The organism is Streptomyces sp. NPDC005004, from assembly GCF_053600675.1.
Map to the genome: position 1 here is coordinate 72235 of NZ_JBSGAH010000005.1, position 19116 is coordinate 91350.

Annotated in this window: 14 protein-coding genes; 4 read left to right on the forward strand and 10 right to left on the reverse strand. The window is 74.4% G+C overall.

The window, feature by feature from the left end; genetic code table 11:
- Window positions 1-5 precede the first annotated feature (5 nt).
- The 4 genes from ACWEEU_RS08205 to ACWEEU_RS08220 all read right to left on the reverse strand — a co-directional run bounded on the left by ACWEEU_RS08205 (window position 6) and on the right by ACWEEU_RS08220 (window position 7585).
- Window positions 6-1175 carry an AAA family ATPase gene (locus ACWEEU_RS08205; RefSeq protein ID WP_451729942.1) on the reverse strand — a complete coding sequence of 390 codons (1170 nt, stop codon included), beginning with the start codon at window positions 1173-1175 and terminating at the stop codon, window positions 6-8.
- 88 nt (window positions 1176-1263) lie between these two features.
- Window positions 1264-6237, reverse strand: a complete 4974-nt coding sequence (locus ACWEEU_RS08210) for a hypothetical protein (RefSeq protein ID WP_451729945.1) — start codon at window positions 6235-6237, stop codon at window positions 1264-1266.
- On the reverse strand, window positions 6234-7088 hold the full coding sequence (locus ACWEEU_RS08215) for a DUF4132 domain-containing protein (protein WP_451729948.1): 855 nt from the start codon (window positions 7086-7088) through the stop codon (window positions 6234-6236). Before ACWEEU_RS08215 ends, ACWEEU_RS08210 begins: the two co-directional genes overlap by 4 nt.
- A gap of 104 nt (window positions 7089-7192) precedes the next feature.
- Window positions 7193-7585, reverse strand: coding sequence for a DUF5997 family protein (locus ACWEEU_RS08220; protein ID WP_451729951.1), 393 nt, complete (start codon window positions 7583-7585; stop codon window positions 7193-7195).
- Window positions 7586-7644: 59 nt separating this feature from the next.
- Between ACWEEU_RS08220 and ACWEEU_RS08225 the strand changes: the two genes are divergently transcribed.
- Window positions 7645-8424: a LysR family transcriptional regulator substrate-binding protein gene (locus tag ACWEEU_RS08225; RefSeq protein WP_385748354.1), complete on the forward strand. Its 780-nt coding sequence runs from the start codon at window positions 7645-7647 to the stop codon at window positions 8422-8424.
- Between the two features lie 39 nt (window positions 8425-8463).
- On the opposite strand, the gene ACWEEU_RS08230 is transcribed toward ACWEEU_RS08225, so the two are convergent.
- The gene (locus ACWEEU_RS08230; protein ID WP_451729954.1) at window positions 8464-9951 is read right to left on the reverse strand and encodes an MFS transporter; all 1488 of its coding nucleotides are present in this window, start codon (window positions 9949-9951) and stop codon (window positions 8464-8466) included.
- Window positions 9952-10023: 72 nt separating this feature from the next.
- Window positions 10024-10503 carry an Lrp/AsnC family transcriptional regulator gene (locus ACWEEU_RS08235; RefSeq protein WP_385748359.1) on the reverse strand — a complete coding sequence of 160 codons (480 nt, stop codon included), beginning with the start codon at window positions 10501-10503 and terminating at the stop codon, window positions 10024-10026.
- 273 nt (window positions 10504-10776) lie between these two features.
- On the opposite strand from ACWEEU_RS08235, the gene ACWEEU_RS08240 reads away from it, so the two are divergent.
- Both ACWEEU_RS08240 and ACWEEU_RS08245 read left to right on the forward strand, forming a co-directional pair.
- Window positions 10777-12264 (forward strand): FUSC family protein, encoded by a 1488-nt coding sequence (locus tag ACWEEU_RS08240; protein ID WP_451729958.1) that lies wholly within the window; start codon window positions 10777-10779, stop codon window positions 12262-12264.
- Window positions 12265-12365: 101 nt separating this feature from the next.
- The gene (locus tag ACWEEU_RS08245) at window positions 12366-13409 is read left to right on the forward strand and encodes a lactonase family protein (RefSeq protein ID WP_385748365.1); all 1044 of its coding nucleotides are present in this window, start codon (window positions 12366-12368) and stop codon (window positions 13407-13409) included.
- A gap of 126 nt (window positions 13410-13535) precedes the next feature.
- Here the strand turns inward: ACWEEU_RS08245 and ACWEEU_RS08250 are convergent, their stop codons facing one another.
- Window positions 13536-14459, reverse strand: coding sequence for a sirohydrochlorin chelatase (locus ACWEEU_RS08250; RefSeq protein WP_451729961.1), 924 nt, complete (start codon window positions 14457-14459; stop codon window positions 13536-13538).
- A 142-nt stretch (window positions 14460-14601) separates the two neighbouring features.
- Window positions 14602-15615, reverse strand: a complete 1014-nt coding sequence (locus ACWEEU_RS08255) for an N-acetylglucosamine kinase (RefSeq protein ID WP_451729964.1) — start codon at window positions 15613-15615, stop codon at window positions 14602-14604.
- Between the two features lie 101 nt (window positions 15616-15716).
- Between ACWEEU_RS08255 and ACWEEU_RS08260 the strand changes: the two genes are divergently transcribed.
- Window positions 15717-16394 (forward strand): uracil-DNA glycosylase, encoded by a 678-nt coding sequence (locus tag ACWEEU_RS08260; protein ID WP_451729967.1) that lies wholly within the window; start codon window positions 15717-15719, stop codon window positions 16392-16394.
- A gap of 63 nt (window positions 16395-16457) precedes the next feature.
- Here ACWEEU_RS08260 and ACWEEU_RS08265 read toward each other — a convergent pair whose 3' ends face one another.
- Together ACWEEU_RS08265 and ACWEEU_RS08270 are read right to left on the reverse strand one after the other, a co-directional pair.
- Window positions 16458-17945, reverse strand: coding sequence for a CoA transferase (locus tag ACWEEU_RS08265; RefSeq protein WP_451729970.1), 1488 nt, complete (start codon window positions 17943-17945; stop codon window positions 16458-16460).
- Between the two features lie 77 nt (window positions 17946-18022).
- Entirely contained in the window at window positions 18023-19042 is a 1020-nt protein-coding gene (locus tag ACWEEU_RS08270) for a 3-hydroxyacyl-CoA dehydrogenase family protein (protein ID WP_451729973.1), read from the reverse strand.
- Between the last annotated feature and the right edge of the window lie 74 nt (window positions 19043-19116).

Sequence of the window (19116 nt, forward strand, 5' to 3'; positions counted from 1 at the left end):
GGTGTTCAGCCCTCCAGTACCGTGCGCAGGTCCCACAGGGTGCGCCAGGTGGCGGAGCCCTGCTCGGCCCGGCGCCGTACCGGACCGTCCCAGTAGCCGCGCAGCCGGGCCGCGTCCGCCGGGTCGTCCTTGCGTACGACGCCGAGCAGGTGACCCGGCAGCAGGCCGAGCACGTCACGGTCCCCGGGGAAGTAGGCGGCGGCCAGCCCCAGCGCGCCCGCGACGGACACCGCCTCCGCCGTGCTCATCACGGTGGAGGGACGCTCCACCTCCCAGCCCTCCGCCGACCGTCCCTCGCGCAGGTCCCGGAACGCGGTGACCAGAGCCTCCAGCACCGCGTCGTCCACCTGGAAGGCGGCGCCAGAGCGCTCGACCGCCGCCCGGGCCTGCCCGCGCACCAGCGCGGTCTCGGCGTCGAGATCCGAGATCGGGCCCACCGTCTCGAAGTTGAACCGGCGCTTGAGCGCGGCGGACATCTCGGAGACGCCCTTGTCCCGGAGGTTGGCGGTGGCGACGAGATTGAAGCCGGGTGCCGCGTGGGCCAACGCGTCCTCACCGCCCGCGAGTTCGGGGACCGCCATGCGCCGCTCGGACAGCAGCGACACCAGCGCGTCCTGCACCTCCGGCAGACAGCGGGTGACCTCCTCGACACGCGCGATGGCCCCGCGCGTCATCGCGGTGAGCACCGGAGAAGGCACCAGCGCCTGCCTGCTGGGCCCCTGAGCCAGCAACAGGGCGTAGTTCCAGCCGTACTTGAGCTGGTCCTCGGTCGTCCCCGCCGTGCCCTGCACCGTCAGCCCGCTGGTGCCGCACACGGCGGCCGACAGCAGCTCGGACAGCATCGACTTGGCGGTGCCCGGCTCGCCGACGAGCAGCAGGCCCCGCTCCCCGGCGAGCGTGACGACACACCGCTCCACCAGTGCGCGCTCCCCCACGAACTTGCCGGTGATCTCAAGGCGTCGCGGCACCCCGTCCGGGACGACCGCGTCGGTGGGCAGCGCGAGGGCGCGCCCCTCGCTGCCCATCACGAAGGTGACGACGGCGCGGGGCGTCAGCCGCCAGGCGGGCGGGCGCGGGCCGGTGTCGTATGCGGCGAGGAAGGCGAGTTCGGTCGCGTACCGGTCCTCCGGCGGGACGATCTGGCGTGCCGGGCCGGGGGCGAGGTCGGTGGTCATGAGCGGGAGTCCTTCGTGGTGGTGCGGGGAGGGCGGGCGTCGGCGCCGCCCTCCCCGTGAACGTCGTGAACGTCGTGGGCGGAGGCGGTCACCTGCGCCGACCCCTCCGGTTCGCCCGGGTCGTCAGCTCCTCGTACGCCGGTCCCTCACCCGCGCGGACGCGCCCCCAGGCGCGGGTGAACAGCTCGGGCACCGGCAGCAGGGGTACGGCACGACGGCGCACCGGCACCGGGTACAGCCCCTCCTTCCAGGTCTCCACCGGCAGCGCGGGGGACTTCAGGTCCCGCCAGCCGCACGGCAGGAAGAGGGTGCGCCCGGCGCGCGGCCGCTTGGCCTCGACGACCAGACCGCTCGCGGTGAGTTCGGTCCGCGCCTTCTTCGCCCGGGCGGGCTTCCAGCCGGTCCAGCGCGCCCGGTTGCGGTCCGTCGGGTCGGGCAGCGCCAGCAACTGGAGATAGAGCACGGCCGCGTCCTCGCCGAGACCGTGCGTGGCGGCGACCTCCGCGACCAGCTCGGGCACGCTGACCGACGGGTCCTGCGCGTACCCCCGCGGCCCCTCGGCACCGGCCGCCACCGCGCGCTCCAGCTCCGGGCCCAGGGCGGTGCTCAGCGCGCCCACCTGGTCGCCGCGTTCCGGACCGACCAGCCCCTCGAGGAGTCCGAGCACCGGGTCGTCGGGGCCGCTCAGCGCGGCCGTGCGGAGCAGGACCGCCTCGCCGTAGTGCCAGGGGCGCAGCACCAGGGTCTCGCCCACGCGGGTCAGTCCCTGTGCGTCGGCGCCGCCGGTTTCGGGCAGCCCGTACGCCTTGCGGATCTCGACCGACGTGGGCGTGCCCTTCTCCGTCCACGCCACGCCCGGGTCGAGCAGCAGCTCCGGGTCGGCCATCCGACGGCGCACGGCGGCCAGGCCATCCGGCAGGGCGGCGCGCAGCGGGTGGCCGTACGGCAGGACGTACGCCAGCGCCGCGAGCGCGGTGACCGCGCCGGACAGGGAGCGCCCGCCGGGCAGTGCCGCCGGGTCCTCAGGGACCAGCTCGCCGTCCTCGCGGAGGTGCTGCCGTGTCGTACGGGACAGCCAGGGTGTGCGGGAGGGATTGAGGACGTCCTCGGCGTACTCGGCGTTCATCCCGGCCAGTTCGGCGTCGATCTCCTCCGGCAGCCGGAGCGCCGAGCCGAGCCGCTCGGCCCAGACGCGTCCGGCGGCGCCGGTGTCCGGGCCCGAGGTCCACAGCGCCTCGGGGTCGGCGGGCAGCAGCGCGCCGAGCAGCGCGGTCCGCGTCCCGGCGGGGAGCGAGCCGAGCCGGGCCACGCCGTACTCGCGCTGACGGACCTTCAGGCCGATGAGGGCCAGCGCCTCGGCGGTGGGGTCCGGCGGCAGGGCGGCGAGCAGCACCGTCGCCTGGACCGGACCGAGACCGCCGCCGGTCGCGGCCGTCAGCGCCTCCGGCGCCCCGGCCTGCCAAGGGGCGGCGCCCTTGGCGCGGATCAGCCCGGTGACGGCGGCCAGCTCCTCGCCGGAGATCCCCGGGTCGTGGCGGACCTCGTCGCTCAGGAGGAAGTGGGCGACCGGGCCGAACGCGCCCGACGGATCGTGGTCCAGCGCCAGCCACTCGACGCGGTCCCGCAGCCGGTCGATGCGCCGGCTGCCGAGGATCACGACCGTGCGTTCGCCGTGCCGCAGCACCTGACCGGTCCGCAGCCGCCCGTCGGAGGGCTCGGCCAGCGTGACCTCCCGGAGCACGCCGGGCCCCGACACGAGCGGCCCCTCGCCGACCGCCTCGAACAGCAGGAGCAGTGCCTCGCGTTCGGCGTCGGTCAGGGTCGCGGAGGTCGCCCGGAAGGCGAGGGCCCGCAGCGCGCCCAGGGCGGACGGCCACATCAGACCGATCCCGGGGACGGTGTGCGGTTCGCTCCGCCAGCCGTCGGTGAGGACGGCGGTGCGCTCCCGGGCGGACAGCGGCTTGCCGTCGGCGGGGTGACCGGACAGCACGTGGTTCACGGCCCTGATCTGACGCAGCGCGGTGCGCTGCTCGCCGTGCCAGTAGCCGTACACGCTCACGATCCCGGCCAGCGCCTCGCGCAGCGTGCTGTCCTCGCCGTGCTCGGGGCTGTAGTCGAAGAACATGCCCTCGGTGTGCTTGCGCGGCTGGGCGGGGCGTTCCCTGGGTGGCGCGGCGAACGCGGTCGCGGAGTCGGCCAGACGCAGCGCCGAGCGGACCAGCGAGGCCACGCCCACGGTCAGCCGGGCGTCGGTGAGGTCCGGCAGCCCCGCGCGCACCGCCCGCACGGCCACTCGGGCCGCGCTCGGCACCGCCTCCTTGGCCCGGGTGTCGTCCCCGGCGCGCTTCAGGGCCTCCTGACGCTCGGCCAGCGCCTCGGCCATGGCCCGCATCAGATCGGCGGCCTGCTCGTCGGTGACGGCGCGCAGCACGGCGGAGCCCTGTTCGTCGCGCGGCCGCAGGGCGTGCCAGAACGGCAGCGGGGGCACCAGGGGAGTGCCCGCGGCGAACTCCCCGCCCGGCCCGTTCAGCGTCACGTACCCCAGCCGGCCGGTCCCGGCGGGGTCGTCGCCCGCGAACAGCGCGACGGTCTGGAACGTCCGCGCGACGACGGGCTCGGCACCGGGCAGCCGCAGGGCGCCCAGGGGGATGGCGTCCGTCCTCGGCATCGACACCGTACGGCCGTCCGGCGTCCCGGCGGTGCGGTACCGCTCCCCGCCGTCCCCCTCGGTGCGCACCCAGCGCCCCAGCACCGTGCCGTCGGTGCCGAACGGGCTCTGCTCAAGACCGGGTTGCAGCGGCAGCAGCTCGCACATCCCGGCCGTCAGCTCGGCGCCCTCGCGGACACCGGCGCGCAGCGGCGCGGGCAGGGAGGCCCGGCCGTGCTCGCCCGTCACCGGGTCGTACTCCAGCCACACCGTGCGCGGGCCCTGCCTGCCCTCGCGCCAGTAGCCGGTGCCGTCGCCCAGGACGGGACGGCTCGGCGGGAGGTCGGTGTCCCCGGCGTGCAGGGCACGGCCGCCGGAGGCGCGGCCCCCGCCGGGCAGCGGGATCGAGGCGGCGAGGTCGTCCTGCCCGTACCACCAGGTCGGGACCTGCTCGCCGCCGAGCGCGAACACCTCGGCGGGACGGCTCGACCAGTAGGCATGCTGCTTGCCGTCCCGCCGCCAGACGACCAGCAACTCCCCGTCCACGTAGCGGAACCGGGGGCGCTGATGGCGGTCCAGGTCCTGAGGGATCCGCAGGTCGTGGTCGAGGAGGATCCGCTCCGGGCCGACGACGAGCGCCTTGTGCCCGCGGGAGACGATGAGCGCGGGCCACGCCTCGTGGACGGTGACCGGGTGGTGGGTCTTCGGGTCCAGGGTCTGGGCGTCGAGCCGCTCCAGCGCCTCTTCGAGGGCGGGCCAGCCCAGTTCGTCCAGGACACCGGCGCGCAGGGTGCGGCCGAGCAGGGGTGCGACCGGGTGCCCGGCGACCCGGGCGACCGCCTCGGGGCCCGCCCCGGGGGCGACGGTCCGGAAGGGTCGCAGCCGGTCGAGCGTCGCGCTCGCGGCGGGCAGCCCGGCCGCGCGGGTGAACTCCGCGGACACCTCGTCGAGCCATTCCCGCAACAGCTCGGAGAGCACGGGGTGAGCGGCGAGAGCCTTCAACTGCTCGTCGTCACGGCCGCGTTGGCTTCCGGCCTGTTCCACCGCCGCGCGCAGCAGCGGCCGCAGGCGCGGGTCGGCCGCGACGGCCACCAGGTCACGGCGGCCCTCACCGGTGTCCGAGAGCCAGGTGGTCACCGACACCTGGCCCCGCGCCGCGGAGGCCGGGACCGACAGCGGTACGCCCTCGGCGACGCACAGGTCCAGCAGATCCAGGTGCGCGCTCGCCCCCCAGTTCCCGGTGAACAGGTCCACCGGGCGTCCGGCGGAGCGCAGCAGCGGCGCCATGCGCGCGGCCAGCGCGAGCGTGGCCGGGGAACGGCGGGCGAACGCGCCGCCGTGCTTGCGGTGCAGCGCCCAGCGGGTCAGCCAGTCGGCCGCGTCCACGCCGTGCTCGCGGGCCGCCGCCTCGTCCATGAGGAGCCGGTCGGCACCGGTTTCGGCCAGCAGCGCCAGCCAGAACTCGTCGTCCTCGACCCCGCCCCCGAGCCCGGCGGGCATGATGTCCAGCAGCCGCGTCCGCACCCCGGGCCGCTCTTCGGCCAGGGCGCCGAGGACCGGACGGTAGGCCGTCCAGAAGGACGCGGGCGCCCGGACGGCGGCGGGCGAGGCGAGCAGGTCGGCGACGAGCGCGCGCTCCTCGGCGTCCCGGTCGAGCCCGGCCGCCCTGATCAGCCCGCGCGCGTCCTGCGGCAGCGAGGCGTACGGCGGCATCCCGGCGGCGCAGCGCTCCACCGTCAACTGCCGGAACTGCGCCCACGCGGTGGCCGGGTCGAGCCGTCGGCCCAGGTCCTTCACATGCTCCTTGAGTGCCTTGACGGTCAGCGCCCCGGCGAAGGCGAACTCCAGGAACACCGCCCGCTGCCGCTCCTCGTCCACCGCGAGCGCGTGCACCCGCTCCGCCTCTCGGGCCCGGCCGAAGAACGCGGAGGCGTACGTGGTGTTCTCGTGCTGGAGGAAGACCCGCGCGGCCTGCTCGTAGAACGTCGGAAGGAAGTGCGGCACCGCCCGCCCGAGCCGTGTGCCCAGCTCCTCGAAGCCCTGCTTGGCGGCCCCGGGACGGGACTTGGCCTGCCGGGCGAGCCGCTCCACGTCCTTGACCAGGGCGAGCGCGTGATGGCCGTTCGCCGGGTCGTGCACCAGCGCCCAGGCCGGGAAGCCCAGCGTCTCGCGGCGCACCTGGCCGACCTCCGGCGCTTCCGGCTCCCGGGTCAGACCGAGGAACTCCAGCGCCAGGTCCTCGGCCTCCCCGAGGGTGCCGGGCACCAGCCGGACGACCTGCCGGCCCTCCAGCACCGGGTGGGTGTACGTGCGGACGGTGAGCGTGTCGGCGTCCTCGCGCGCGGTGCTGCCGGACGGCAGGACGGCGCCCGCCTCCAGGAGCGCGGCCAGGGTGGTCTCGTCGTACGTCGTCATGCCGCCCGCTCCTCGTTCTCCACGTCACGCCCCGCGTACAGCGCGGCGGCCATGCGCATCCCCTCTGACCAGGCGACCGGACCCACCTGACCGAGCCTCAGCACCCGGCCCGCCGGGTCGGTCCACATCAGCGGGCCGGTCTCGGTCGCCTCGTAGCCGTCGTAGTCGCCGATCCAGACGCGGGCCTCGACGCTCCGGCCGTCCTCCAGGACGGGGCGGACCGCCTGGCCGCCGCGCACCCGGTAGCCCAGCTGAGCGGCCCGGCCGTGCAGGAAGCGCAGCTCCTTGAAGGCGCCGCCCGCGTACTCCTCGACCTGCGTGGCGCCCTCGGCCAAGCCGGCCGGGCGGTGCCACACCTCGCGGAAGAGCTGCTGGGCGCGCTGCTCCACGCCGAGCTCGACGGCGAACTCGCGCAGGTCCGCCAGGTCCTCCAGGAGCACCGGGTGCGGGATGCGGACCAGGTCGGGGGTCATGCGCACGGTGTCGCCGTCCAGGTCGACCAGGCCGAGGCCGCGCTCGGGGTCGGCGTCCCGCAGGAAACCGGCGATCCGGCCGTCGTCGCCGGTCACCACGAGGTCGCGCAGCACCGCCTGCCAGGCGGGGTCGGGCCAGACCCGGGTGAGCACGGCGAGCGGCACCGGCAGCGAGCGGACCATCCACCGCTCCACGCCGTCCAGGCACTCCCGTTCGTGCCGCTCCAGCCACTCGCTGAGCTGTGCGAGCCCCACGACCGCCGGATCGTCGGCGATCTTCGGCGGCACCGACTTCAGCCGCCGTCCCGTGGCGTTGCGGCACACCACCTTTCCGCCGTCGAGGGTGACCTCGTAGTCACCGGCCGACACCCACCCCATACGTGCCTCCCCGCACCGCAAACGATCAAGTGAGGGGAACTGTAGGCGGCACCACTGACAACGCCCCCCGGCGAGGCCAGGGGGCGTGTGCGGGGCGGGCGGGGTCAGTCCTCGCGGGCCGCCTTCTCCTGCTTGAGGTTCTTGATCCGCACGGCTTCCTTGCGGACCTCGACCTGGGTGGCGCGCTCCTTCTCCAGCCACTCGGGACGCTCGTGCTTGAGCGCCTCGATCTGCTCGGTGGTGAGCGCCTCGGTGACACCGCCGCGCGCCAGACCGGCGATGGACACGCCGAGCTTGGCCGCGACGACGGGACGCGGGTGGGGGCCGTTCTGCCGCAGCTCGCGCAGCCACTCGGGCGGATTGGCCTGGAGCTCGTTCAGCTCGGCGCGCGAAACGACACCCTCCTGGAACTCGGCGGGGGTGGCGGGGAGGTACACACCCAGCTTCTTCGCCGCGGTGGCGGGCTTCATCGTCTGGGTGCTCTGCTGCGAACTCATGAGGTCAAGGGTATCGGCCGCGTGCGGGTGGGCCGACCGGGGCCGGTAGCCTTGGCCTGGTGACAGGCTCGGAGGAAACACCGTCGTTCCGGCTCGCGTACGTTCCCGGGGTGACGCCCGCCAAATGGGCGCGGATCTGGAACGAGCGGCTGCCGGACATCCCGCTCACCCTTCTGCAGGTCCCGGCGGCCGAGACCGACGGGCTGCTGCGCGCGGGTGACGCGGACGCCGCGTTCGTACGGCTGCCGGTGGACCGTACGTATTTCAGCGCGATCCCGCTCTACACCGAGACCACCGTGGTCGTCGTCCCCAAGGACCATCTGTTCACGGCGGCCGAGGAGGTGACCCTGGCCGATCTCGCCGGGGAAGTCCTCTTCCACCCCCTGGACGACGTCTTCGACTGGGACGCGCCCCCCGGGGAGCCCGCCTTCGAGCGCCCGGCCACCACCGAGGACGCCGTCGAACTGGTCGCGGCGAACGTCGGCCTCCTGGTCGTCCCGCAGTCGCTGGCCCGCCTGTACCACCGCAAGGACCTCACCTACCGTCCCCTGGCCGACGGCCCGCAGTCCAGCGTCGCCCTCTCCTGGCCGGAGGACGCCACCACCGACCAGGTGGAGGACTTCATCGGCATCGTGCGCGGCCGTACGGTCAACAGCACCCGGGGCCGCTCCACGGAGAGCGCGCCGAAGCAGGAGCGGAAGCGCCCGGAGCCGAGCCGGCAGAAGAGCGGCGCGGGCAAGGCCAGGACCGGCGGCGCCGCGAAGTCGTCCGGCCGGGGCACCCGGGGACGGTCCGGCTCGTCCGGCAAGGGATCGGGCAAGCCCCGTCGCAGGTCCTGAGGCGCCGTTCGCGTGATCTTCGAGCGGTCTTCCGCGGGGTCAGCGGGGCGCGCTCGTCGGCTCCGGAGTCGCCGGGCCCTCGGCCGGTGTCGTCGGTTCCGGGTGGATGCGGCGTTCGCGCAGGTCAGCGACGGCCAGGGCCAGGGCGAACAGGATGATGCCCACCGCCGTCAGGAGCCCGAGCTGGAGGGCTGTCGTGGGGTTGCCGTCGTTGGCGAGGTGGGCGAAGTACACCGCGCCCACGACCGCGATGCCCGCCGCCGAGCCGACGCGCTGGGCGGTGACCAGGACACCCCCCGCCGCACCGGCCCGCTGGACCGGGACCCGGGTCAGGGTGAGCGCGGTGTTGGGGGAGATGGTGATGCCGGAGCCGAGGCCCGCGATCAGCAGGGGGAGTGCCGCCGCCCAGGCCACGTCGCGCCCCGGCACCGCCTGGACGGTCACGATGACCACGAGCAGCCCGAACGCCACCGCGCTCAGCCCGACGACCACCAGCGCGCGCCCGTACCGGACCACCAGCCGCCCGCCCCGGGCCGCCCCCACCGCCGAGCCGACCGCGAACGGCAGCGAGGCCATCCCGGCCGCGAGCGCGCTGTAGCCCAGGCCGTTCTGCAGGAACAGGGTGTAGACGAAGAACACGGTGGTGAAGCCCGCGAAGTACACCACGTTCAGCAGCACGCCGAGCGTGAAGGACCGCAGGGCGAAGAGGTTCAGGTCGACCAGCGGGGCGCGCCCGCGCCGCCCCTGGTGCCGCTCCCAGACCCAGAACGCGGCCAGCAGCAGCCCCGCCACCGGCAGCAGCGCCCACTTCGCGCGCCCGGTCCACTGCTGCTCCTGCACCAGCGGCAGCATCAGCGCGAGCACACCGGCGCCGAGCAGCGCGACCCCCGGCAGGTCGACGCCCTCGCGCGGGCGGCCCGGGTTCACCGGCGCGCGGGGCAGCAGGCGCAGCGCCGCGCAGAAGGCGGCGACCCCGATCGGCACGTTGATGTAGAAGATCCAGCGCCAGCCGTCCGCCTCGCCGAAGACATGGATCAGCAGACCGCCCGCGGGTGGCCCGACCGCCGTGGACACGCCCACCACGCTGCCCAGCAGCCCGAACGCCCGGGCCCGCTCGGCGCCCTGGAACATCTGCTGGATCAGCCCCGTCGTCTGCGAGGCGATGACGCCCGAGGCCGCGCCCTGCACCAGTCGGTACAGCACCAGCCAGCCCGCGCCGGGGGCCAGCGCGCACGCGACCGAGGACAGCGTGAACAGCGCGAGCCCGAACAGGAAGGCGACCCGCCGCCCGCGCACGTCACCGAGCCGGCCCGCCGGGACCAGCGTGAGCCCGAACGTGAGCGCGAAGCCCGACACCACCCAGGACACGTCGGCCGCGTCGGCGCCCAGGCCGCGTTCCATCGAGGGCAGCGCCACGTTCACGATCGAGCTGTCGAGCATCGTCATGAAGCCCGCCGTCAGACAGACCGCGAGCGCCTGCCACCGCCGTCGCTCGCCGGTGACCGGGCTGGTCTGGACTGTAGTCATACGGTCACGCTATGCAGGGCGTACGTCGAGCGCGCGCGGAGATCCGCCCGCCTCGGGGGCCGTGCGTCCGCGTCAGGAGCGCGCCGTCGCCCGTCCCACCGACTCCACGAGCGGCAGCAGCCGGTACGGCACGCGTTCGCGGAGCACCACCTCGGTACGGGTGCGCACCACGCCCGGCACGCTGATCAGCTTCTGGATCACGTCCTCCAGATGGGCGTTGTCCCGCCCCACCACCCGGGCCAGCAGATCCCCGCCGCCCGTGGTCGAGAACGCCTCCACGATCTCCGGCACGGACGCCAGCGCCTCGCCGACGTCGTCCAGATGGCCCTGCGTGACCTCGATGTGCACGAACGCCAGCACCGGATGCCCGAGCGCGGCGGGGGAGAGCGAGGGACCCGTCCCGGTGATCACGCCGTCCCGCTCCATGCGGTCCAGGCGGGCCTGGAGCGTGCCCCGGGCGACACCGAGGATGCGGGCGTACTCCCGCACACTGGTGCGCGGCTGCTCCAGGAGCAACCGCAGGATGCGCGTGTCGAGTTCGTCCACGGCCATGACGCTCCGCCTCCTCGTACCGCGCTGGTGGTCGCGCCGGTCACCGGCGACTGTACCAATGGCCCAGCCCGGCGCCCGGGCCGTACCCCGTGCGAGCTGGACCGTTGGCCCTTCGCCGGGTCCGCGCTCCAGTGCGTGAGTGGTCCATTGGCTCAGTGAATCGGACGCCAGTTGAGCCAAGTGGTCCTGTGATGCTCATATAGTCAGGTCGATGGCGCTGCGGATCACCGCGGCGCCTTTTTCGTGCGGACGGCCACAAGGGGGCGGACAGCAGTGCTGAAGAAGGAGTTCGTGGCGCCGGACCCGGGACACATACGCCTGCGCTTCGCCGCGCGCGCGGTCCTCGGGATCGGGCTCGCGGTCGTCGTGTGCGGCCTCGCCGGGCACTCCCTCGTCGGGATGGTCGCGGGCGGACTCGCCGCGCTGCTCGCGCTCTTCACCGTCGCCGACGCCACCGTGCGCGGTCAGGCCGTCACCACCGCCCTGCTCCCCGTCGTCGGCATCCCGGTGCTCGCGCTGGCCGCCGGGCTGCACACCCACCCCGTCGGCCGGGACTTCGTGTTCATCGCCGTCGTCGGCGCCGGGGTGTACGCCCGCCGCTGGGGAGCGCGCGGACACAGCCTCGGCGTGTTCGGCTTCATGATGTTCTTCGTCGGCCAGTTCCTGCGGGTCACCCCCGCCCGGCTGCCCGAGCTGTACGCAGCCCTGCTGCTCTCCCTGCTCTCCGCCGCGGTCGTGCGCTTCGGCCTGTGGTGCTACGAACGCCGGATGCCGCCCGCCGCCGTACCCGCGCCGCCCGGCGGCACCGGCCTGGCGCGGGTGACCACCCGCCAGGCGGTCCAGGCGGCCGCGGGCGCCGGGTTCGCGCTGGTCGTCGGCCAGCTCGTGTCCGGACAGCGCTGGTACTGGGCCGTCGGCGCCACCTGGTGGGTCTTCGTCAACACCGCTTCGCGCGGCGAGACGCTCGTACGCGGCTTCCGGCGCGTCCTGGGCACCCTGCTCGGCGTCGCCCTCGGCGTGCTCGTCGCGATGCCCGTGCACGGCGCCCCGGTCGCCAGCGCGCTGCTCGCCGCGGTCGCCGTCTTCGGGATCTTCTACACGGCCGCGGTCTCCTACACCTGGATGATGCTCTGGGTGACCCTCCTCGCCGAAGTCCTCTACGGCCTCTTCGGCGTCCTCGGCCCGGGACTGCTCGCGCTACGTGTGACCGAGACCGCCGTCGGCGTCGTCGGCGCCGTGCTCGCCGTGCTGTTCGTGCTGCCGGTCACCACCCACCTCACCACCGACGCCTCGATCCAGCGCGCCCTGCGCTGTGTACGAGCCTGCACCGCCGAGGCCGCCGCCCGCCTCGCCGGATCCGACGCCGACCCCGCCCCGCGCGTGGCCGAGCTGGAGCAGCTGCTGGGCCGCGTCCGGCTCTCGGTGGCTCCACTGACCCACCCGCTCAACCCGCTGGCGTGGCGCAAGCACCGCGCCCGCCGTGTCCTCGCCCTCCTCGACGACTGCGCCCGCGAGGTGCGCGGCCTGGTCGCGGTCGCCGCCGACCCCGTGGCCTCCCACGACGCCCGGCTCGCCGCCGCCTGCTGGCGCGTCGAGGCGGCCGTCGAGGCGCTCACCGAGGGCGGCGCCGGGCACATCCTGCGTCCGGCCGAGACCCCGGCCGAACCCGCCCTCGCCCACCTCCACGGCCTGGAGCGCGCCCTCGCCGAACTGGCCGGACCGCTGCACGCCCCCGCCCCCTCACGGCTGGTCGGCGCCTGACGCGCCCCCCGCCGTTCGGGCCGCACCCCTCCGCCATTTGGTCCAGACCGGTGGTGACCTGCTGCTAGCGTCGGCACAGTCTCGACCGAGAGGGGACAGACGTGGCAGAAAGCGGCGAACGCGGACGAGCGCCCCAGCGGGCGTTCATCGGCTCGTACACGGCGGCCGGCGGTCCCGGTCTGGTCACCGCCGAGGTCCGCCCCCACGACGGCGCCCTGATCCGCACCGGCGGTCTCGGCGCCGTTCCCGACCCGTCGTACCTGGTGCTCTCCCCCGCCGGGGACATGCTCTACGCGGTCAGCGAGACGGCCGAGGGCGCGGTCGCCGCCTACCGGGTGCGGGGGGACAAGCTGGAGCCCGCGGGGCCGCCCGTGCCGGTCGGCGGCAGCGGCCCCACCCACCTCGGTCTGCACGCAGGGCACCTGCTCACCGCCAACTACGGCAGCGGCTCGGTCACGGCGGTCCCCGTACGCCCCGACGGCGCCCTCGCGCCCGCGCCCTCCGGGCGGCTCCAGCACATCGGCTCGGGGCCGCACGACCGCCGTCAGCGCGGTCCGCACCCCCACCAGGTGCGCTCCGACCCCGAGGGGCGCTGGATCGTCAGCGTGGACCTCGGCACCGACTCGGTGCGGGTGTGCACGCTCGAGGCGGGCGTCCCCGTGCTGCACCGCGAGATCGCCCTGCGACCCGGCTCGGGCCCACGCCACCTGGTCTTCCACCCCGACGGGATGCACGCCTACGTCGTCAACGAACTCACCCCCACCGTCACCGTCTGCCGCTGGGACCGCGCCGCGGGCTCCCTGCGGCCGCTGGCCGAGGTACCCGTGCTCCCCGGCGCCCCGGCCGGGGACGCCTACCCCTCCGGCATCGTGGTCGCGCCCGACGGCCGCTTCGTATGGACCGCGACCCGCGGCGAGGACGTCCTGTCCGCCTTCCGCGTCGAGGGCGAAGGGCTCCGGCTGCTCGGCACGGTCCCCAGCGGCGGCCACTGGCCCCGCGCCCTGACCGGGCACGGCGGCCGCCTCTACGCCGCCCACGAACGCTCCGGCGACGTGACCTGGTTCGCCGTGGACGACAAGACCGGCCTGCCGCGCTACGACGGCTCCCTGGCGGTCCCCGCCGCCTCCTGTGTGATCTTCGGCTGAGCGGCCCGCGCCGCCCCCGCCCAGCCCCGCCCAGGCGCGCGGAAGAGCCTGCTCGGACATGCGAAGGGCCCGCCCCGGTCTCCCGGAGCGGGCCCTCGTGACGTGCGGGTGCCGTGCCGTGCCGCGTCAGCGGACCGGCGCTCCCTGCGACTGCTGCGGGGCGATGCCCAGCGCCGTCGTGTACTTGGCGAGCGCCAGCTTGCCGATCGCCGGGTAGGCGCCCAGCGGCTCCGAGGTGGCGCACTCCACCTCCTCGGCGGCAGCCGTCAGCAGCGAGGTGTCGATCTCCGGGCCGATCAGGTACGGCGCGAGGGCGAGCTGCTGCGAGCCGGACGCGCGGAGCTGCTCGGCGACGGAGGCGATCGAGCCCTCCTGGTCCAGCGCCGCGGCGATCACCGGTACGGCCAGGCGCGCGGCGAGCAGCATGCCGGTGATGCCGGCCGCCTGCACGGCCTCCTCGCCGCCCACGGTGGCCAGGATGATGCCGTCGGCCGTGGTGGTCACGGTGAACAGCCGGGCGCGGTCCGCGCGGGCGAGGCCCGTCTCGGAGAGGCGCACGTGCAGGGCCTCGGCGAGCAGCGGGTGCGGGCCGAGCACGTCGGTCAGCTCGGCGGCGACCCGGCTGTCCATCATCGCCTGGCGGATCTGGCGCAGCAGGGCGCCGTCGGGGCCGGCCAGCAGCGGGACGACCGCGGCGACGGGGCCCTCGGGCTTCTTCACGTCACTGCCGGCGGCGACGGCCTGCTCGTAGCGGGCGGTGCGCTCCTCGGCGGTCCGCGCCAGCACGGACTTGAGGGTCGGGAAGTCCGCGTCGTCCCCGTCGAGGTAACCGATCCGGGCATCCAGACCGGGCAGCTCGGAGCGGGCGATGCTCACGACCTCCTCGGCGAGGCTGCGCGTGGCGGCGCTGGGCGCGCCGGGCACGGCGAGGACGAACGCGGGCGCGTCCTCGGGAGCCACCAGCGGTTCCGGACGACGGTGGCGTCCGGGCTGGCGGGGTCGCGGCATTCGTACTGGCAGGCCGGACTCGGGTCCAGTGGGGGAGCTCATGGCGCCGCATGTTACTGGTTTCCTGTGCTCCCCTGTTCGGGGAGGGTGCAGGTGAGCGGTATCCGTCCGGTTTTGTCTGATGAGTTGCGCAGGTGAGGCGGCTCTTCCCGTCCCGCACCGGACAGTTGGTGCTTCGACGGGCTCAATCCGTACGTATGGTGACCAAATTGAGCATGGTCGGCGCAATCGGGACATCGCACCGCCCGGCCGCCAGATCCGCCGCGAGCCGTACGGCGCCGTGCAGCGGATCGCCCTCGGCCGGTACGGACGTGGCGTGCGGCAGCCGCTTCGCCAACTCCTCGCGCAGGGGCTCCAGTAGAGGTGCGCCCAGGTTCAAGAGGCCGCCCGCGATAGCCACTTCGGGTTCACCGTCCGCCGGGCACACGGCGGCGGCAGAATCCGCCAGATGCCCGGCCGCCGCACGCAGGATCCCGGCCGCGACGGGATCGTGGGCCGCGCACGCGCCCACGGCGGGAGCGAAGGAGGCGAGCACGGCGGCGCGGTCGGTGCGCGGATAGATCCGGGCGGGCAGTCCGGCCATCGCCCCGAACCGTTCGGTCGCGCACTCCAGCAGCGCGGCCGAGCCTCCGTCCCGTCCGTCGTACGCGCGCAGCGCGGCATCGAGGCCGGCCCGGCCGATCCATGCGCCGCCGCCGCAGTCGCCCAGCAGATGCCCCCAGCCGTCCGCCCGCCGCCAGTTGGCCAGATCCGTGCCGACGGCGATCAGTCCGGTGCCCGCGGCGACCACGGCACCAGGACGCGGCCCGAGAGCGCCCACGTACGCGGTCACCGCGTCGGCGGCCAGGGCCACGGTCCCCACCCCCAGCTCCCGGCCGAGCGCACCCGGCAGCTCCGCGCGCAGGGCGTCCCCCAGACTCGCGAACCCGGCGGCGCCGACGACGGCCCAGGCGATCCGGTCCGCCCCCGCCTCGGCGGCCAACGCGCGTGCCAGGGGCGCGACTTGAGTCATCAGATGAGCGGGGTCGATGCCACGCTCCGAGGTCCGCACCGACTCCCGGGCCGACGCCTTGGCCATACGGCCCGTACCGGGGACGCCCACCGCCACCCGGATGCCGGAGCCGCCGGAGTCCACGGCGAGGAAGGCGGACACCGGCGCCCGCTCTGCTCGGTCGGCTCGCTCGGGCGCACGGCTCACGGAGAGGAAGAGTAGCGGTGCGAGGCGCGGGCGTCCCGGCCGTCGCGCGCTTTCCACTCGCCGGAGGGGATTGTCGGTGGCGGCCACTAGAGTGACGTGACGTGGCACGACGACCGTTGAGTGAACTTGTTGAGGCCGGCTGGGCGAAGGCCCTGGAGCCGGTGGAGGGCCGTATCACGGCCATGGGTGACTTCCTGCGTGCCGAGGTGGCGGCGGGGCGGACCTATCTGCCGTCCGGGGCGAACGTCCTGCGCGCCTTCCAGCAGCCCTTTGACGATGTACGGGTCCTGATCGTGGGCCAGGATCCCTATCCCACGCCGGGCATGGCGATCGGCCTGAGCTTCGCGGTCGCCCCGGAGGTACGGCAACTGCCGGGCAGCCTGGAGAACATATACCGGGAGATGCACTCGGACCTGGGCCTGCCCCACCCGTCCAACGGCGATCTGACCCCCTGGACCCGGCAGGGCGTCCTCCTGCTGAACAGGGCGCTGACCACGGCCCCGCGCAGGCCCGGCGCCCACCGCGGCAAGGGCTGGGAAGAGGTCACCGAGCAGGCGATCCGTGCCCTCGCCGCGCGCGGCAAGCCGCTGGTCTCCATCCTGTGGGGCCGCGACGCCCGCAACGCGCGCCCGCTGCTCGGCGCCTACCCGGCCGTCGAGTCCGCGCATCCCTCGCCCATGTCGGCCGACCGCGGTTTCTTCGGCTCGCGCCCGTTCAGCCGGGCCAACGAACTGCTCGTGCAGCAGGGCGCGGAGCCGGTGGACTGGCGCCTGCCGTAGCGGCGTGCGGGGCGCCGGGGACTTGGACCGTCCCCGCCGCCCCGCACACCGTGGGCCACCGGATCAGGCGGTCGGCAGCCATTCCGGGCGCTGGGAGCCGCGCGGCACCAGGATCTGCCGGTAGGCGCCCGGGGTGTCCGACATCCGCACCTGGTCGGTGATGCCCTGGTAGTGGCCGAGCGGCGTCTCGGCGGTGAACAGCTCGGGGTCCGGGTAGGCGTGCAGCTCGCCCGTGCCCGCGACCCGCTTCGCGTAGTCCTGGTCGAAGATGCCCATGGACACAATCCACAGGGCGACCCGGGACAGGGAGACGTGGACGCGGTAGCTGCCGCCGTCCACGGCGCGGCGGCGCAGCGCCTCGGCGATGCCGGCCGTCAGGAACCACGAGACGAGGTAGTCGTTGACGACAGTGATGGGCGGAAGCGCCGGCTGATCGCCGTCGCCCTCCAGATGCAGCAGGCCGGTGAGCGCGCCCGCCGTCTGGTCGAAGCCGAGGTAGTCCTTCCACGGTCCCTCGTGGCCGTTCAGCGACACCGAGGCGTAGACGAGTCCGGGGCGCCGTGCGACGGCCTCCTCCTCGGACATGCCGATGGACTCCAGGAAGCCGGGACGCCGGTTGGCGTAGAACACGTCGGCTCCGGCCTGGAGTTCATGGATACGGGCCAGTCCCTCCGGGGTGTACGGGCTCACCGTGGCGGAGCGCACGCCGACGCTCGTCGTCAGGTAGGTGACGTCGTGCTCCAGCTCGTACGGCCGCCACAGGTTCAGCACGTCCGCGCCGTGCAGGGCGAGGGCGCGTCCGGCGCCCGCCCCGGCGATGATGTGGCCCATGCCCAGCGCGCGTACGCCGTCCAGCGGGGCGGTGGGGTCGGCGGGCAGCGGCTCGGGGGCGCTGTCGCCGACGCGGGTGATCTCCACCAGCGGCAAGTGGGCCAGGACGTCGATGTACTGACGCTCGGTCAGGATCTCGGCGGGCGTGCGCACCATCGGCATGACGCAGCCGGCCTCGGCGCCCGCCCGTTCCAGCTCCCGGGCGTCCCACCGGGCGATCGCGGCGGCGACGTGCTCGGGCACGTCACCCACGCCGAGCAGCCGTTCGGCGGCCACCTTGATGTTGGGGTAGATGTTGAACGGCATCATCCAACGGCCGTCCGCGCTGCGGTAGAAGTTGTTGGCGAGGGCCATGTTGATGATCGACGGGGTGCCCCCGGTGTAGCCGTTGAGCAGCTCCCACTTGCGCTCGTAGAACGGGCACAGCCGGTGCGGGCCCACCCGCAGGTCCATGTGGATGTCCTGGCCGCGGCCGGTGCGGTCCTTCCACAGGGCGGCGATGGCGGCGGACTTGGCGACCAGGGCGATGCCGGAGGCGGCGCCGAGACGCAGGGTGCTGGGGACGACGGGGTCGGCGCCCTCGAAGGTGATCGTGCCGCCGGTGTCCTCCGGCTTCAGTCCGATGCCCCCGAGGACGTCGGTCATTTCGGCGTGGACGTCGAACGCGTCGTCGGTGGCGGGGGCGTCGATCGCCCGGGTGATCTTCTCGGTGAGGTTCATGGGGTGCGTTTCTCGCGTGGGGTGCGGTGAAGGCGGTTGTCCGGCGGCGGTGGGTCCGGTGCGGGGGTCGGTCCTGGTCAAAGCCCCGCCGGTGCGGGCGGTCGGACCGGGTCGGCCGTCCGCCGGTCCGGGGTCTCGCCCAGGGCGCGCATGAGCGCGATCTGCGCGCGGTCGCGCGCTGCGGCCAGCTCCTCCACGGTGCCGTCGCCGAAGGAGTCCCGCGCCTGGCCGGAGAGCAGGGCGATGGTGGCGTCGTCGAGCGTGGGGTTGCCGAGGGCGGGCCACATGTGGTCGGCCATGGCGCGGCCCAGGTGCTCGATGAAGTGGGGGAGCCCTTCGGGTCCGCCGCCGAGGTGGAAGGTGCGGAAGGGGCCCGCGACGGCCCAGCGCAGCCCGATGGACGAGGTGACGATCTCGTCCAGCTCCTCCTCCGTCACCACGCCCTCCCCGACCAGGTGCACGCACTCGCGGAACAGCGCGGACTGCAGGCGGTTGGCGACGAAGCCCGGGATCTCCTTGTGCAGCACCTGCGGCTTCTTGCCGAGCGAGGCGTAGAAGCCCACGGCCTCGCGGACCACCTCCGGCGAGGTCTTCTCGCCGGGCACGACCTCCACCAGCGGGACCAGGTGCGGCGGGTTGAACGGATGCCCCACCACGAGCCGTTCGGGACGGGAGAGCCCCGCGGCGATGGCGGTCGCGGGGATGCTGGAGGTCGACGTCGCGAGCAACGCGTGCGCGGGGGCGCTCTCTTCGACGGTGCGCCAGATCTCCTGCTTGAGGTCCAGGCGCTCGGGGCCGTTCTCCTGGACGACGTCCGCTTGCGCGACAGCGGTCGCGAGGTCGGCCTCGAAGGAGAGCCGATCGGTCAAGTGCTCGGTGGGCAGCCCGAGCTCGGTCAGAGTCGGGGCGATCTCGGCCAGTCCGGCGCGGACGATCTCCTCGATGTCCGGCCGGGGGTCGCTGACGACCACCTCCATGCCGTGCGCGAGGAAGAGGGCGGCCCAGGAGACGCCGATGACGCCACCGCCGACGATCGCGGCGCGCTTGCGGGCGTCCGGGGTGGTGCCGGCGGCGGTGGGTGCGGAAACGGAGGACATGATGTCGCGGCTTTCTCGAAGCGGGAAGTCCGAAGAGGGGAAGAGGGGAAGAGGGGAAGAGGAGGGGGACGGGG